14 protein-coding genes are annotated in these 14,885 nt (G+C 72.1%); 10 read left to right on the forward strand and 4 right to left on the reverse strand.

What is annotated here, in order from left to right; all coding sequences use genetic code 11:
• Positions 1-29: 29 nt before the first annotated feature.
• Positions 30-575: a GNAT family N-acetyltransferase gene (locus EIM47_RS04195; protein ID WP_026010494.1), complete on the reverse strand. Its 546-nt coding sequence runs from the start codon at positions 573-575 to the stop codon at positions 30-32.
• Between the two features lie 85 nt (positions 576-660).
• Here EIM47_RS04195 and EIM47_RS04200 point away from each other — a divergent pair, with 85 nt between their 5' ends.
• On the forward strand, positions 661-1,581 hold the full coding sequence (locus EIM47_RS04200; protein WP_028914735.1) for a cation diffusion facilitator family transporter: 921 nt from the start codon (positions 661-663) through the stop codon (positions 1,579-1,581).
• Between the two features lie 6 nt (positions 1,582-1,587).
• On the opposite strand, the gene rlmJ is transcribed toward EIM47_RS04200, so the two are convergent.
• Positions 1,588-2,448 (reverse strand): 23S rRNA (adenine(2030)-N(6))-methyltransferase RlmJ, encoded by an 861-nt coding sequence (rlmJ, locus tag EIM47_RS04205; protein ID WP_037034459.1) that lies wholly within the window; start codon positions 2,446-2,448, stop codon positions 1,588-1,590.
• Between the two features lie 45 nt (positions 2,449-2,493).
• Here rlmJ and creB point away from each other — a divergent pair, with 45 nt between their 5' ends.
• From creB to creD, 3 genes are all read left to right on the forward strand, one after another.
• Positions 2,494-3,180, forward strand: coding sequence for a two-component system response regulator CreB (gene creB, locus EIM47_RS04210; protein ID WP_028914899.1), 687 nt, complete (start codon positions 2,494-2,496; stop codon positions 3,178-3,180).
• Complete coding sequence (creC, locus tag EIM47_RS04215) at positions 3,181-4,620, forward strand: two-component system sensor histidine kinase CreC (RefSeq protein ID WP_125076229.1); 1,440 nt, start codon at positions 3,181-3,183, stop codon at positions 4,618-4,620. It begins immediately after the preceding gene.
• 94 nt (positions 4,621-4,714) lie between these two features.
• Positions 4,715-6,073, forward strand: a complete 1,359-nt coding sequence (gene creD, locus EIM47_RS04220) for a cell envelope integrity protein CreD (protein WP_125076230.1) — start codon at positions 4,715-4,717, stop codon at positions 6,071-6,073.
• Positions 6,074-6,124: 51 nt separating this feature from the next.
• Here the strand turns inward: creD and EIM47_RS04225 are convergent, their stop codons facing one another.
• A complete protein-coding gene (locus EIM47_RS04225; RefSeq protein WP_240626156.1) occupies positions 6,125-6,799 on the reverse strand; it encodes a response regulator in 675 nt (224 codons plus the stop codon).
• Positions 6,800-6,922: 123 nt separating this feature from the next.
• Between EIM47_RS04225 and rlmD the strand changes: the two genes are divergently transcribed.
• The 5 genes from rlmD (at position 6,923) to secF (ending at position 12,852) form a co-directional block, all read left to right on the forward strand.
• Positions 6,923-8,272 (forward strand): 23S rRNA (uracil(1939)-C(5))-methyltransferase RlmD, encoded by a 1,350-nt coding sequence (rlmD, locus tag EIM47_RS04230; RefSeq protein ID WP_125076232.1) that lies wholly within the window; start codon positions 6,923-6,925, stop codon positions 8,270-8,272.
• An 89-nt stretch (positions 8,273-8,361) separates the two neighbouring features.
• Entirely contained in the window at positions 8,362-9,480 is a 1,119-nt protein-coding gene (tgt, locus tag EIM47_RS04235) for a tRNA guanosine(34) transglycosylase Tgt (protein ID WP_125076233.1), read from the forward strand.
• Positions 9,481-9,634: 154 nt separating this feature from the next.
• Positions 9,635-9,970, forward strand: a complete 336-nt coding sequence (gene yajC, locus EIM47_RS04240; RefSeq protein ID WP_019398095.1) for a preprotein translocase subunit YajC — start codon at positions 9,635-9,637, stop codon at positions 9,968-9,970.
• A gap of 58 nt (positions 9,971-10,028) precedes the next feature.
• Entirely contained in the window at positions 10,029-11,873 is a 1,845-nt protein-coding gene (secD, locus tag EIM47_RS04245; protein ID WP_125076234.1) for a protein translocase subunit SecD, read from the forward strand.
• A 16-nt stretch (positions 11,874-11,889) separates the two neighbouring features.
• Entirely contained in the window at positions 11,890-12,852 is a 963-nt protein-coding gene (gene secF, locus EIM47_RS04250) for a protein translocase subunit SecF (protein ID WP_125076235.1), read from the forward strand.
• A 238-nt stretch (positions 12,853-13,090) separates the two neighbouring features.
• Here secF and EIM47_RS04255 read toward each other — a convergent pair whose 3' ends face one another.
• A complete protein-coding gene (locus tag EIM47_RS04255) occupies positions 13,091-13,915 on the reverse strand; it encodes an inositol monophosphatase family protein (protein WP_026010409.1) in 825 nt (274 codons plus the stop codon).
• A gap of 92 nt (positions 13,916-14,007) precedes the next feature.
• Between EIM47_RS04255 and EIM47_RS04260 the strand changes: the two genes are divergently transcribed.
• The gene (locus tag EIM47_RS04260; RefSeq protein WP_019398091.1) at positions 14,008-14,808 is read left to right on the forward strand and encodes an RNA methyltransferase; all 801 of its coding nucleotides are present in this window, start codon (positions 14,008-14,010) and stop codon (positions 14,806-14,808) included.
• Positions 14,809-14,885: the final 77 nt, after the last annotated feature.

The raw sequence follows: 14,885 nt of genomic DNA on the forward strand, positions 1-14,885 counted from the left end.
ACCCGACCGGGTGCGTCCGCGCGCGGCGCTCAGCGGCGCGCCAGGTCCAGCACCACCCGCACCAGCCCGGCCGGGACTTGCGCCTCCGGCTCCGGGCGGAAGCCCAGCGATTCCGCCAGCTCCAGCATCGGCACGTTGCTTGCGGGAATGTCGCCGAACAGGCGGTCAACGGCGCGGCCGCGGCCCCACTTCACCAGCTTCTGCAGCAGGTGCCGGCCCAGGCCCAGGCCGGCCACGTAGCGGGCCAGCAGGATCGTGCATTCGGCCTGGCGGGTGCCGGGCACCCGGCGCGCGCGGCCGAGCCCGGCGATCATCGCCTCGCCGGGCGGGTAGGGCTCGGCGCCGACCAGCAGCAGCTCCTGGCGTGGATCGGGGCGGGCCAGGCGGCCGGCCTCGTCCAGGTCCAGCCCGCCTTCGCCGCCGGCGAAGCGGACCCGGATCTCCTCCGGCCCCAGCAGCCCGAACGCGGCGTGCAGCGGCGCGGCGTCTTCCGGGCGGATCGGACGGATCAGGATGGCCCTGCGGTTGGGCAGCACGAATTCCTCGTGCCAGGGGGGAAGCCGGTTGCGTGGCATGGGTCCGATATTCCCACATCGGGCTGCACGCGGGGAGCCGGGGGGGCCTTGCTAGACTCCGCCGGCCCCGCGACGGAGGACAGGCATGGCCGGCAATGGAGATTCCACGCGCGCGATCTTCTTCGCGCTGGGCGCCAACCTGGCGATCGCGCTGGCCAAGGGCGTGGCCGCCTTCGTCACCGGCTCCGGGGCGATGCTCGCCGAGACCGTGCACTCCTTCGCCGACTGCGGCAACCAGCTCCTGCTGCTGCTGGGGCTGCGCCAGTCGAAGCGTCCGGTGAGCCCGGAGTACCCGCTGGGCTACGGGCGCGCCATCTACTTCTGGTCCTTCCTGGTGGCGGTGATGCTGTTCAGCGTCGGCGGCATGTTCTCGGTGTACGAGGGCGTGCACAAGCTGCAGCATCCCGAGCCGCTGGAGCAGTGGTGGTGGGCCGCCGGGGTGCTGGTGTTCGCCATCGTCGCCGAGGGCATTTCCATGCGCGCCTGCCTGCGCGAGGTGGACAAGGCGCGCGGCGGCCGCTCGCTGTGGGGCTGGTTCCGCGAGAGCCGCCAGGCCGAACTCGTGGTGATCTTCGGCGAGGACCTGGCGGCGCTGACCGGCCTGGTCCTGGCCCTGGTGGCGGTTGGCCTGGCGGTGCTCACCGGCAACCCGCTGTGGGACGCGCTGGGCACCATCGCCATCGGCCTGCTGCTGATCGTGGTCGCGGTGCTGGTGGCGATCGAGGTCAAGGCCATGCTGATCGGGCAGAGCGTCGATCCCTTCCTGCAGGCGCAGGTCGCCGAGTTCCTGGCGGCGCGCCCGGAGATCGCCGAGGTGCTGCACGTGATCACCCTGCAGCAGGGCCACGACGTGCTGGTCTCCACCCATGCGCGCATGCGCCGTTCCCACGATGGCCCGGCCATGCTCGAGGACATCGACACCGTCGAGCGCGCGCTCAAGGCGCGGTTCCCGGTGGTGCGCTGGAGCTTCTTCGAACCGGAGGGCGAGGACCGCCCGGCCGCCTGAGCGCGCTCAGCCCTCGTCGCGCCGGAGCCACTCCAGCCTGGTCGAGGCGCCGGCCTCGCCAAGGTGGCGCTGCAGGAACGGCAGGGCCGGGGCGATGGCCTCGTCCAGCTTCCACGGCGGGTTGATGAGCGCCATGCCGCTGCCGTTGAGGCGCAGCGGCGAGTCGTCCGGGCGCACCAGCAGCTCGGCCAGCAGCACCGAGCGCGCCGGCAGCCCGGCCAGCTTGCGGAAGAACGGCTGCAGCGAGCGCCGCTGCTTGACCGGGTACCAGATCGCCACGCCCGCCTGCGGCCAGCGCTGCAGGACCTCGCGTACCGCCGCCACCACCTTCGGGTATTCGGCTTCCTGGGCCTCGTACGGCGGGTCGACCAGCACCAGTCCGCGCGCGTAGCGCACTCCGTCCACCCGCGGCGGCAGCAGGGCGCGCACCGCGTCGTAGCCGTCGCGCGCGTGCACCGCCACGCGCCTGTCGTGGGCGAACAGCGCCTTCAGTTCCGCTGCTTCCTCCGGCTGCAGTTCGCAGGCGGCCAGGCGGTCCTGTTCGCGCATGGCCTGCGCGGCCAGCAGCGGCGAGCCGGGGTAGGCGAGCAGGGCGTCGACCGGGTTGATCGCCGCCACCGCGCGCAGGTAGCGCTCGACCGCCGGCGGCGCTTCGCCGCGCCCGGCCAGGGCGAGGATGCCGCCGGCCGCCTCGCCGGTGCGGCCGGCGGCCTCGCCCTGCAGCAGGTAGCGGCCGCGGCCGGCATGCGTGTCGAGCACGAAGAACGGACCGTCCTTGCGCAGCAGGGCGTCCAGGTGCGCCAGCAGGACGACGTGCTTGAGCACGTCGGCATGGTTGCCGGCATGGAAGGCGTGGCGGTAATTCATGCGCGCAGCATAGCCGCCGCCATGGGGCGCGACTATGCTTGGCCGATGCCATCCGCGCCGCTGATCCTCATCGTCGACGACGAACCGGCGATCGCCGACACGCTGCTCTATGCCCTGCGCAGCGAGGGCCTGCAGGCCGAGCACTGCCTGCTCGGGGGGCAGGCGGTGGAGCGGGTGCGCGCCGGCGGGGTCGACGTGCTGGTGCTGGACGTGGGCCTGCCGGACATCGGCGGCTTCGATGTGTGCCGCCAGGTGCGCGCGTTCAGCGGCGTGCCGGTGATCTTCCTCACCGCGCGTGGCGAGGAGATCGACCGGGTGCTGGGCCTGGAACTGGGCGGCGACGACTACGTGGCCAAGCCGTTCTCGCCGCGGGAGATGGTGGCGCGGGTGCGCGCGCGCCTGCGCCGGCACCCCGCCGCGGGCGCGGACGCAGCCTGGCTGGAACGCGGCGACTTCGCCGTGGACCGCGCCGGGCACCGCATCCACTACCGCGGCCGGCCGCTGGACCTGACCCGCTACGAATACGCCCTGCTGGAGGCCCTGCTGCAGCGTCCCGGCGCCATCCTCAGCCGCGCCCAGCTGATGGACCGGGCCTGGGACAGCGCCGCCGCCAGCGGCGACCGCACCGTGGACACCCATGTCAAGACCCTGCGCGCCAAGCTGCGCGCCGCCGGCGTGGAGCCGGACCCGATCCGCACCCACCGCGGCCTCGGCTACGCGATCGAGGCCTGAATGCGCCTGGGCCTGCGCCTGTTCCTCGGCTTCTTCCTGATCGTGGGCCTGGCCGCGTTCTTCGTGCTGCGGGTGTTCGTGGACGAGGTCAAGCCCGGCGTGCGCCAGGCCATGGAATCCACCCTGGTCGACACCGCCAACGCGCTGGCGGTGATGGCCGCCGCCGACCTCAAGGCCGGGCGCATCGCCGAGGGCGACTTCGCCCGGCAGCTGGCCGAGGCGGCCAGGCGCGACCCGGGCGCGCGCATCTGGGACGTGCCCAAGCGCGGCATCGACCTGCGGGTGACCGTGACCGATGCCCGCGGCATCGTCGTGTACGACTCGCGCGGGCGCGACCTGGGCCGCGACAACTCGCGCTGGAACGACGTCTACCGCACCCTGCGCGGCGAGTACGGCGCGCGCTCCAGCCCCGAGGCGCCCGGCGACCACGCCCACACGGTGATGCACGTGGCCGCGCCGGTGCACGACCCCGACGATCCGGGACGGCTGATCGGCGTGCTGACCGTGGCCCGCCCGAACCGCAGCCTGGAGCCGTTCATCGAGGCCGGGCAGCGGCGCATGCTGCACCAGGGGGCATGGCTGGTCGGGCTGTCGGCGCTGGTCGCGGTGCTGGTCACCGCCTGGCTGTCGCGCCGCATCGGCCGCCTGGCCCGCTATGCGCGCGCGGTGGCCGCCGGCGAGCCGGCCGCACCACCGCCACCGGGCCGCGACGAGCTCGGCGACCTGGCGCGGGCGCTGGAGGACATGCGCCGCAAGCTGGAGGGCAAGGCCTACGTGGAGCAGTACGTGCAGTCGCTGACCCACGAGATGAAGAGCCCGCTGGCGGCGATCCGCGGCGCTGCCGAGCTGCTGCAGGAACCGCTGCCGGAGGCCGAGCGCCAGCGCTTTGCCCGCAACATCCTGCAGCAGCAGGGGCGGCTGACCGAGACCATCGACAAGCTGCTGGCCCTGGCCGAGGTCGAGCAGCATGGCTGGCTGCAGCGGCGCGAGCCGGTGGACCTGGCGGAGCTGGCCGCCGCGGTCGCGGCGGCGGGCGAGCCGCGCCTGGCCGCGGCGGGCGTGGACCTGTGCCTGGAACTGCCAGCGCAGCCGCCGCGCGTCGCCGGCGATCCCTTCCTGCTGCGCCAGGCGCTGGGCAACCTGCTGGACAACGCCCTGGCCTTCGCTCCGCGCGGCAGCATGCTGGTGCTGGCGCTGGCGGAGGAGGGCGGCCAGGCGGTGCTGCGCGTGCTCGACCGCGGACCGGGCGTGCCGGACTACGCCCTGGAGCGGGTGTTCGAGCGCTTCTATTCCCTGCCGCGGCCCGATGGCCAGCCGCGCAGTTCCGGCCTGGGCCTGCCGTTCGTGCGCGAGGTCGCGCGCCTGCACGGCGGCAGGGCCTGGCTGGGCAACCGCGCCGGCGGCGGCGCCGAGGCCGGCCTGGCCCTGCCGCGCGGCTAGGCCGGCGCCGACTTCACCCTGGCTTCAAACACGCCCCATCGCTCCGCCACGCACGTCGCCGAGGATGCGCCGCAGTCCACCGCGGAGCATTCCGATGACTTCATTCAAGCTGTTGTTGCGGTTCCTCACCGTCGGCGCCCTGGTGCTGTTGCTGCTGGTGCCGCTGGCGATGATCCGGGGGCTGGTCCAGGACCGCCAGGCGCACCGCGCCGAGGCGGTGCAGCGGGTGGCCGAGGGCATGGCCGGGCCGCAGCGGCTGGCCGGACCCCTCAGGGTGGTGCCGTGGACCGCGACCCGGCGGGTGAACGCGGCCGGCGCCGATGGCCGCCTGGAACTGCGCGAGGAAACCGTGTCCGGCTACCTGGTGCAGGCGCCGGCCACGCTGCACGCCGGCGGCGTGCTGCTGCCGGAGGCGCGCCGGGTCGGCCTGTACGACGTGCGCGTGTTCCGCTGGCAGGCCGAGCTGGAGGCGACGTTCGAGCCGCTGGCCCTGCCGCGCGTGGACGGGCGCCGCTACGGCACCCCGTACCTGGCATTCGGCCTGGGCGACGTGCGCGGGCTGGTCGGCACCCCGGTACTGGAGGTCGATGGCGCCGCGGCGCGGCTGAGCGCCGGCACCGCCGACCTGGGCGGCCGCCTGGACGGCGTGCATGCGCGCCTGGTGCCGCCGGCCGCCGATGCGAGGCGGCTGGAGCCCTCACGCGCGCGGCTGCGCATGGAGCTGGCCGGCACCCAGTCGCTGGCGATCGTGCCGGTCGCCGACAGCAACGAAGTCCGGCTGCGGTCGGCCTGGCCGCATCCCGCGTTCGGCGGGCGCTTCCTGCCCAGCCAGCGCGAGGTCGGCGCGGAGGGATTCAGCGCCAGCTGGAGCGTGTCCTCGCTGGCCAGCGCGGCGCGCGCCCAGGTGCTGGCCGCGGTGGCCGATCCGGCGACTGGCCAGGCCGCGTCGCGCCCCGGCGCGCCGGCGGACTGGGACAGCCTGGAGGTGGCCCTGGTCGATCCGGTCGACGCCCACACCCGGGTGGACCGCGCCACCAAGTACGGGGTGCTGTTCGTGGTCCTGACCTTCGTCGGCTTCGCCCTGCTGGAGCTGGTGCGGGGGCTGCGCATCCACCCGCTGCAGTACCTGATGGTGGGCCTGGCCCTGGCGGTGTTCTTCCTGCTGTTGCTGGCCCTGTCCGAGCACGTCGCGTTCGGTCTGGCCTACCTGGCCTCCGCCGCGGCCTGCATCGGCCTGCAGTTCGCCTACGTGTCCGGGGTGCTGCGCAGCTGGTGGCGCGCCGGCGTGTTCGCCGGGCTGCTGTCCGGGCTGTACGGGATGCTCTACAGCCTGCTGGCGGCCGAGGACCACGCGCTGCTGATGGGCTCGCTGCTGCTGTTCGGCGTGCTCGCCCTGGTGATGCTGGTCACCCGCCGCATCGACTGGTACGAGCGTTCGGCGAGCCTGGGCTGACGGGGCGCCGGCGCGGCCCCGGGTGGCCTGGCCATCCGGGGCCGGCTGCGTTCAGCGCAGCAGGTCGCGGGCGACGTGGTCGAAGTGCTCCAGCGCGCGCGGCGAATCCGGGGCGCGGCGCAGCGACTCGACCGCCGCGCCCAGGCGGCGCGCGCCGACCAGGCCGCAGCCGGCCTGCAGCCGGTGCAGGCGCGCGCGCACCGCGCCGATGTCGCCGCGGCGGGCGCTGGCCAGCACCTCTTCGCACGCGCCCGGCAGCTCGTCCAGGAACATGCGGCGCAGCACCCGGATGTTCTCGGTGTCGTGGTTGAGTGCGGCGGCGGCCGCGGCGTTGTCCCAGTCCGGCAGGCTGCCGGCGGTGGCCAGCGCGGCACGCACGGCCTGCAGCAGCTGGGCGCCGGGCATCGGCTTGACCAGGACCTCGCGGAAGCCGGCCTCCAGCGCCGGGGCGTGGGCGGCCGGGTCGGAATGGGCGGTGTGGGCCAGCGCCGGCGGCGGCTCCGGCCAGTGCGCCTGCAGCTGCCGCAGCAGCTCGATGCCGGAGCCGTCGGGCAGGGTCAGGTCGATGAGCCAGAGGTCGTGGCGCATGGCGGTGCCGTGCGCCAGTGCCTGTTGCTGGGTGGCCACCAGTTCCACGGTGGCGGGGAGGGATTCGAGCACGGCCTGGAAATAGGCCTGGCTGATGCTGTCGTCCTCGACCAGCAGGACCCGCGGGGTGGCGGGCACGGAGGGTTTTCGCGCTCCCATGTGGCTGACTCCCTGTCGGCTGGGTGCATCCTAGCGCAGGGGCGCCGCCCCGCAAGGGCATCCGTTCAGATTTGGGACACGCCGCAGGCGCATTCCGGGATAATGCCCGCCCCCTTGCCGCCCCGAAGCCTCCGCCACGTGGCCCGATTCGACCGTACCCCGTTCCAGACCCGCATCCTCGACCTCAGCCACGACGGCCGCGGCGTCGCCCGCCGCGAGGACGGCAAGACCGTGTTCGTCGCCGGCGCGCTGCCGGGCGAGACGGTGGTGGTCGAGCTGACCGCCCGCAGCCGCCGTTTCGACGAGGCCCGCACCCTGGAAGTGCTGGAGGCGTCGCCGGACCGCGTGCTGCCGCGTTGCCCGCATTTCGGCACCTGCGGCGGCTGCGTGCTGCAGCACCTGGACGAGGACAAGCAGATCCTGGCCAAGCAGCACGTGCTGCTGGAGAACCTGGAGCGGATCGGCAAGGTCCAGCCGGGCGAGGTGCTGCCGCCGCTGACCGCCGGCAGCTGGGGCTACCGGCGCAAGGGCCGGTTCTCGGTGCGCCGGGTCAACAAGAAGGACAAGACCCTGGTCGGCTTCCGCGAGCAGGACCCGCGCTTCGTCGCCGACCTGCGCGAGTGCCATACCACCATCCCGCAGATCGGGATGAAGGTGGCCGCGCTGTCGGCCCTGGTCGACGGCCTGCAGGCGCGCGAGAGCATCCCGCAGATCGAGTTCATCGCCGGCGACGACGCCATCGCCCTGACCGTGCGCCACCTGGTGCCGCTGGGCGAGGCCGATCGCGCCGCGCTGGCCGCGTTCGGCCGCGAGCACGGCTTCAGCATCTTCCTGCAGCCCAAGGGCCTCGACAGCGTGCATCCGCTGGAGGAGCCGGCGCCGGAGCTGTCCTTCCGCCTGCCGCAGTGGAACGTGGAGCTGGCGTTCCAGTCGCTGGACTTCATCCAGGTCAATGCCCGGCTCAACGAGAAGATGATCGCCCGCGCCCTGGAGATGCTGGATACCTCGCCCGACCACCGGGTGCTGGACCTGTTCTGCGGGCTGGGCAACTTCACCCTGCCGCTGGCGCGCCAGGTGCGCGAGGTGGTGGGCGTGGAGGGCGACCCCGGCCTGGTGGCCCGCGCCCGCGCCAATGCCGAGCGCAACGGGCTGGCCAACGCCCGGTTCTTCGCCGCCGACCTGACCCAGGACCAGCGCGGCACGCCGTGGATGCGCCAGGGCTTCGACCGCCTGCTGCTGGATCCGCCGCGCTCCGGCGCCGAGGAGGTGCTAAAGCAACTGCCGCTGCAGGACATCAACCGCATCGTCTATGTGAGCTGCCATCCCGGATCGCTGGCGCGCGACGCCGGCTTCCTGGTGCACGAGCGCGGCTACAAACTCGTGTCGGCCGGGGTGATGGACATGTTCCCGCATACCGCCCACGTCGAAAGCATCGCCCTGTTCCAGCGCTGAGGCGTCCAGCGCCAGGCCAGCCCGCCGCCGGCCGGGCGCCCTGCGGGGCGATCGGCGACAATACGCGGCCCCGAAGTCCGACCGAGCCCATGTCCCGACTGCAGTTCCAGCTCCAGACCACCGATGGCGCCGCCCGCCGCGGCCGCCTGACCTTCCCGCGCGGCACGGTGGAGACGCCGGCGTTCATGCCGGTGGGCACCTATGGCTCGGTCAAGGGCATCCTGCCGGACCAGGTGAAGGCGCTGGGCGCGCAGATCATCCTCGGCAACACCTTCCACCTGTACCTGCGCCCGGGCCTGGACGTGATCGGCGACCACGGCGGCCTGCACGGTTTCGCCCGCTGGGACGGACCGATCCTGACCGACTCCGGCGGCTTCCAGGTGTTCTCCCTGGCCCACCGCCGCAAGATCACCGAACAGGGCGTGACCTTCGCCTCGCCGACCGACGGCGCCCGGGTGTTCCTGGGGCCGGAGGAGAGCATGAAGATCCAGAAGGTGCTCGACTCGGACATCGTCATGATCTTCGACGAGTGCACCCCGTACCCGGCCACCGAAGACGTGGCCCGGCGCTCGATGGAGCTGAGCCTGCGCTGGGCCCGGCGCTCGCGCGACGCCCACGACGGGCTGGGCAACGACGCCGCGCTGTTCGGCATCGTCCAGGGCAGCGTCTACCACGACCTGCGCAGCCGCTCGCTGGACGGCCTGCAGGCGATCGGCTTCGACGGCTACGCCATCGGCGGCCTGGCCGTCGGCGAGCCGGAGGCCGAGCGCAATGCCATGCTCGAGCACCTGCACCCGCGGCTGCCGGCCGACCGCCCGCGCTACCTGATGGGCGTGGGCCGCCCGGAGGACCTGGTCGAGGGCGTGGCCCGCGGCGTGGACATGTTCGACTGCGTCATGCCCACCCGCAATGCGCGCAACGGCCACTACTTCACCTCCTTCGGCACGGTGCGCATCCGCAACGCCCGCTACGAGCGGGACATGGACCCGATCGAGCCGGGCTGTGGCTGCGTGGCCTGCAGCGGCGGCTACAGCCGCGCCTACCTGCGCCACCTGGACCGCTGCAACGAGATGCTGGGGCCGATGCTCGGCACCCTGCACAACCTCTGGTACTACCAGAAGCTGATGGCCGACATGCGCGCGGCCATCGAGCAGGGCCGGTTCGAGGCGTTCCGCCGCGACTTCTACGCCGCGCGCACCGGCGGCTGAGCCGGTCCGGCGGCGCCGGGCGGGGGCAGGGTGCCGCTGGTCGGCCCGGCGGGAACCGGAGGCGCCCCGGAAGGGTCCCAGTTTCGTTGCAATGGGGGCGGGGCGCCCCTATGGCATAATCCACGGCTATTTTCAGCCTTGACAGGAACCACCGATGAGCCTTCTCGCCACCCTCAGCCCGACCGCCATCATCGCCGCGGCCCCCGCGCCGCAGGGCGGCTTCGGCATGCTGCTGTTCCCGATCATCCTGATCGCGATCATGTACTTCCTGATGATCCGCCCGCAGATGAAGCGGCAGAAGGAGCACCAGGCCATGCTCGGCAAGCTGCAGCGCGGCGACGAGGTGCTGACCAACAGCGGCATCGCCGGCGTGGTCACCGAGATCGGGGAGAACTTCGTCACCGTCGAGATCGCCGACAACGTCCGCATCCGCGTGCAGAAGGCCGCCATCGGCAACGTGCTGCCCAAGGGCACCCTGAAGTCCGCCTGATCCGTCCGTTCCACCACTGAGCGTGGTCCCGCGGGGCGGGGCCGCGCGGGGTCCCGCAATGCTCGAGTTTCCCCGCTGGAAATACCTGGTCATCCTGGCCGTGCTGGCGCTCAGCGTGCTGTACGCGCTGCCCAACGTGTACCAGAGCGACTACGCCGTGCAGATCACCGGCAACCGCGGCGCCGCCCTGGACCAGGCGCTGTCCGAGCGCGTCGCCGGCGCGCTGTCGTCCGCCGGCGTGACGCCCAAGTCGGTCGCGGTCGAGGGCGACAACCTGCTGGTGCGCCTGGACGACGCCGAGGCGCAGACCCTGGCCGCCGACGCACTGCGCGGCAGCCTGGGCGAGAACTACACCGTCGCCCTGAACCTGGCCTCCAACGTGCCGGACTGGCTGGAGCGCATCGGCGCCAAGCCGATGGTGCTGGGCCTGGACCTGCAGGGCGGCGTGCACTTCGTGCTGCAGGTCGACCAGAAGGCGGCGCTGGACAAGCGCCTGGACGCCTACACCGAGGACGTGCGGGTGACCCTGCGCGACCGCCGCATCCGCTACACCGCGGTCGACCGCCGCCCCGACAACACCATCGCCGTGGCCCTGGCCAGCGGCGCCGACCCGGCCCAGGCCCGCACCGTGCTGGCGCAGGCGCTGCCGGCGATGTCGGTCGAGGTGCAGGGCGGCAACCGCCTGCTGGTGCGGATCCCGGAAACCGAGCTGCAGCAGATCGCCGGCTCGGCGATCGAGCAGAACATCACCACCCTGCGCAACCGCGTCAACGAACTGGGCGTGGCCGAGCCGATCATCCAGCGCCAGGGCGAGGAGCGCATCGTGGTGCAGCTGCCCGGCGTGCAGGACACCGCCGAGGCCAAGCGCATGATCGGCGCCACCGCGACCCTGGAGTACCGCGCGGTGGTCGAGGGCAGCGCGATCGACGCGGTGCGCACCGGCCGGGTGCCGCCGGAAGCCAAGGTCTACTACCGCCGCGACGGTTCGCCGGTGCTGCTGAGCAAGCGCGTGATCGTGACCGGCGACCAGATGGTGGCCGCGCAGAGCACGGTCGACCAGAACGGCCTGCCGGCGGTCAGCGTGACCCTCAACAACGTCGGCGGCGACCGCATGTTCGAGTTCACCAGCGCCAACGTCGGCAAGCCGATGGCGGTGGTCTACACCGAGCGCATCCCGCAGGTGAAGATGGTCAACGGCCAGGAAGTGCGCAGCTTCCGGGTCAAGGAGGAAGTGATCTCCGTGGCCAACATCAACGGCGTGTTCGGCAAGAACTTCCAGACCACCGGCCTGGAGAAGGCCGAGGCCGACGACCTGGCCAAGCTGCTGCGCGCCGGCTCGCTGGCCGCGCCGATGGACTTCGTCGAGGAGAAGATCGTCGGCCCCAGCCTGGGCAAGGAGAACGTGCAGCGCGGCGTCACCGCGGTGCTGTACGCGTTCCTGTTCACCCTGGTGTTCTTCGCCGTGTACTACCGCATGTTCGGCGTGCTGACCGGCATCGCGCTGCTGTTCAACCTGCTGATCGTGGTCGCGGTGATGTCGCTGTTCGGCGCCACCATGACCCTGCCGGGCTTCGCCGGCCTGGCGCTGTCGATCGGCCTGTCGGTGGACGCCAACGTGCTGATCAACGAGCGCATCCGCGAGGAGCTGCGCGCCGGCGTGCCGCCCAAGGCGGCGATCGCCAACGGCTACGAGAAGGCCTCCGGCACCATCTTCGATGCCAACCTCACCGGCATCCTCGCCGGCATCGCGCTGTACGCCTTCGGAACCGGCCCGCTGAAGGGCTTCGCCGTGACCATGGTGATCGGCATCTTCGCCTCGATGTTCACCGCGATCACCGTGTCGCGCTCCCTGGCGGTGCTGCTGTACGCCCGCCGCAAGAAGCTCAAGTCCCTGGCCGTCTGAGGGAAGGAAACCGGACATGAAGATCTTCCCGCTGACTTTTATCCCGCACGAGCCGCGCATCGACTTCATGAAGATGCGCTGGGTGGCGATGGTCGCCGCCGTGCTGATGTTCGTGGCCGCCCTGGCCGGCATCGCCAAGGGCTTCAACTACGCCCTGGACTTCACCGGCGGCACCGTGGTCGAGGTGCGCTTCGCCCAGTCCACCCCGGTCGACCAGGTGCGCGAGCGCCTGGCCGGCGCCGGCTACGAGGGCGCGCAGGTGCAGAGCTTCGGCAGCGGCACCGACGTGCTGGTGCGGCTGCAGCCGCGCGATGGCCAGACCACGACCGACGCCAACAACCGCACCGCGCAGGAGGTGCTGGCCGCGGTCTCCACCGCGGAGAATCCGGCCGCCCTGATGCGCACCGAGTTCGTGGGCCCGCAGGTGGGCCGCGAGCTGGCCATGAACGGCCTGTACGCTGCACTGTTCGTGGTGGTGGGCTTCCTGATCTACATCGGCTTCCGCTTCGAATGGAAGTTCGCGGTCTCGGCCACCCTGACCACGCTGTTCGACGTGGTTGTGGTGGCCGGCTACTTCGCCTGGAGCGGCCGCGACTTCGACCTGACCGTGCTGGCCGGCCTGCTCTCGGTGATGGGCTTCTCGATCAACGACACCATCGTGGTGTTCGACCGCGTGCGCGAGAACTTCCGTTCCATGCGCGCGGAGCCGCACGAGATCTTCAACCGCTCGATCAACCAGACCCTGTCGCGCACCATCATCACCTCGCTGGTGTTCTTCCTGTCGGTGCTGGCGCTGTACCTGTACGGCGGCGGCTCGCTGGAGGGCCTGGCCCTGACCCAGATGATCGGCGCCGTGGTCGGCACCCTGTCCTCCATCTTCCTGGCCTGCCCGCTGCTGACCCTGGGCTTCCTCAAGGTCACCAAGCAGGACCTGCTGCCCAAGGCCAGGGACGAGGCGGAGCTGGCGCGCCGTCCGTAAGCAGGCGCCGCCTGCAGCATTGGAAAAGCCGCCCCTGGGCGGCTTTTCTTTTGCCTCCCCAACCCTTCCCCGCGTGGGGAGGGGAGAGAGGGTAGGGTGCCAGGCACGGTTTGCACCCGCGGCACGGTTGCCATCCCGCACCCACCCCAGCCCCTCCCTGTTGCAGAGGGGGCGGGCAGGCACCAGGCACGAAAAAAGCCGCCTACCCCGGAGGGCAGGCGGCTTTTCCAGACGGATCTCAGTTGAACGCGGCGGCGTAGCCGGTGTTGACCACCAGCTTCTGCAGCTCGTCGGCGACCTTCACGTTGCCGGCGATGATCTGGCGGCCGTCCGGGCCGCGCTCGTCCATGCGCGCGGCGTTGCCGCCGCGGAAGTCGCACACCCGGCCACCGGCCTCGCGCACCAGCAGCACGCCGGCGGCGATGTCCCAGGCCTTCACCCCGGCCTCGAAGTAGGCGTCCAGGCGGCCGCAGGCCACGTAGGCCAGGTCGAGGGCGGCCGAACCGGTGCGGCGCACGTCCTCGGCGTGGGCCAGCAGTGCGTCCACGCACTTGAGCTGGGCGCTGGCGCGGGCGCGCTCGCGCGGCGGGAAGCCGGTGCCGATCACGGTCCCGGACAGGTCCTTGCGCTCGGCCACCCGGATCTTCTTGTCGTTGAGCACCGCGCCGGCACCGCGGCTGGCGGCGAACAGCTCGTTGCGCAGCGGGTCGAAGATCACCGCGTCGATCGGCTCGCCGTTGTCGACCAGGGCGATGGAGACGCAGTAGTGCGGGAAGCCGCGCAGGTAGTTGCTGGTGCCGTCCAGCGGGTCGATCACCCACTGGAAGCGCGACTGGCGGCCTGGCTGGTGGCCGCCTTCCTCGCCCAGCACGCCGTAGTCCGGGTAGGCACGGCGCAGCTCCTTCACGATGACCTTCTCGGCTTCGGCGTCGACCTCGCTGGCGTAGTCCATGCGCTGCTTCTGGACCACGTTCAGGGCGTCGAGGCGGTTGATGTTGCGCAGCAGGACGTTGCCGCCCAGGCGCGCGGCCTTGACCATGACGTTGACGGCGGGTTTGAGCATGGCGAAGGCTCCCGGTAAAGGCTGTGGGGGTTGGGCGAATTAAAAGAGCGTTCCGGCACGCGAGGCCGGCCGCGCAGTTTACCATCTGCGCCATGTCCGAATCCCCCATCGCCCCACAATCCGCCGCCGGGGCCGCCGGCGCCATCCGCATCGTCCTGGTCGGCACCCAGCACCCGGGCAACATCGGCGCCGCCGCGCGCGCGATGAAGACCATGGGCCTGTCCAGGCTGGTCCTGGTCAGCCCGGAAAAGCCGCTGGACGACACCGCCTACCGCCGTTCCGCCGGCGCCGAGGACGTGCTCGACCGCGCCCCGGTATACGCCACCCTGGCCGAGGCGGTGGCCGACTGCCGCATGGTGCTGGGCTGCACCGCGCGCAGCCGCCGGGTGCAGCTGGAGCAGCTGGAGCCGGACGCGGCCGCGCAGCGGGCGCTGCAGGCCACCGCCGAGGGGCCGGTGGCGATCGTGTTCGGGCGCGAGCGCACCGGCCTGACCAACGAGGAGCTGCAGCTGTGCCACGCCTCGGTGCACATCCCGTCCGATCCGGCGTTCAGCTCGCTCAACCTGGCCGCGGCGGTGCAGGTGCTGGCCTACGAGGTGCGGCTGGCGGTGCTGGCCGCCGATCCGGCTCCGGCCGAGCCGTTGCCGCCGGACGCGCAGCCGGCCACCCATGAGCAGCTGGAAGGCTTCTTCGCGCAGCTGGCGCAGACCCTGGACGAGATCGACTTCCACAAGGGGCGCTCCCCGGATTCGGCCATGCGCAAGCTGCGCCGGCTGTTCGTGCGCACCGGCCTGACCGCGCACGAGGTGCGGCTGCTGCGCGGGGTGCTGGCCGATGCCCAGCGCATGGCGCGGCTGGCCGGCGCGGCGGGCAAGGGGCCGCTGTCGCCCTGAGCGGCTTTCGGCTAGGCTTTGCCGGTCACAGGGGGGATTCACGCTTGTCGAGCATGCGCAATCCGGTCCTGGTGGCG

It is taken from the genome of Pseudoxanthomonas sp. SGT-18, assembly GCF_003931645.1.
Lineage (GTDB): Bacteria > Pseudomonadota > Gammaproteobacteria > Xanthomonadales > Xanthomonadaceae > Pseudoxanthomonas.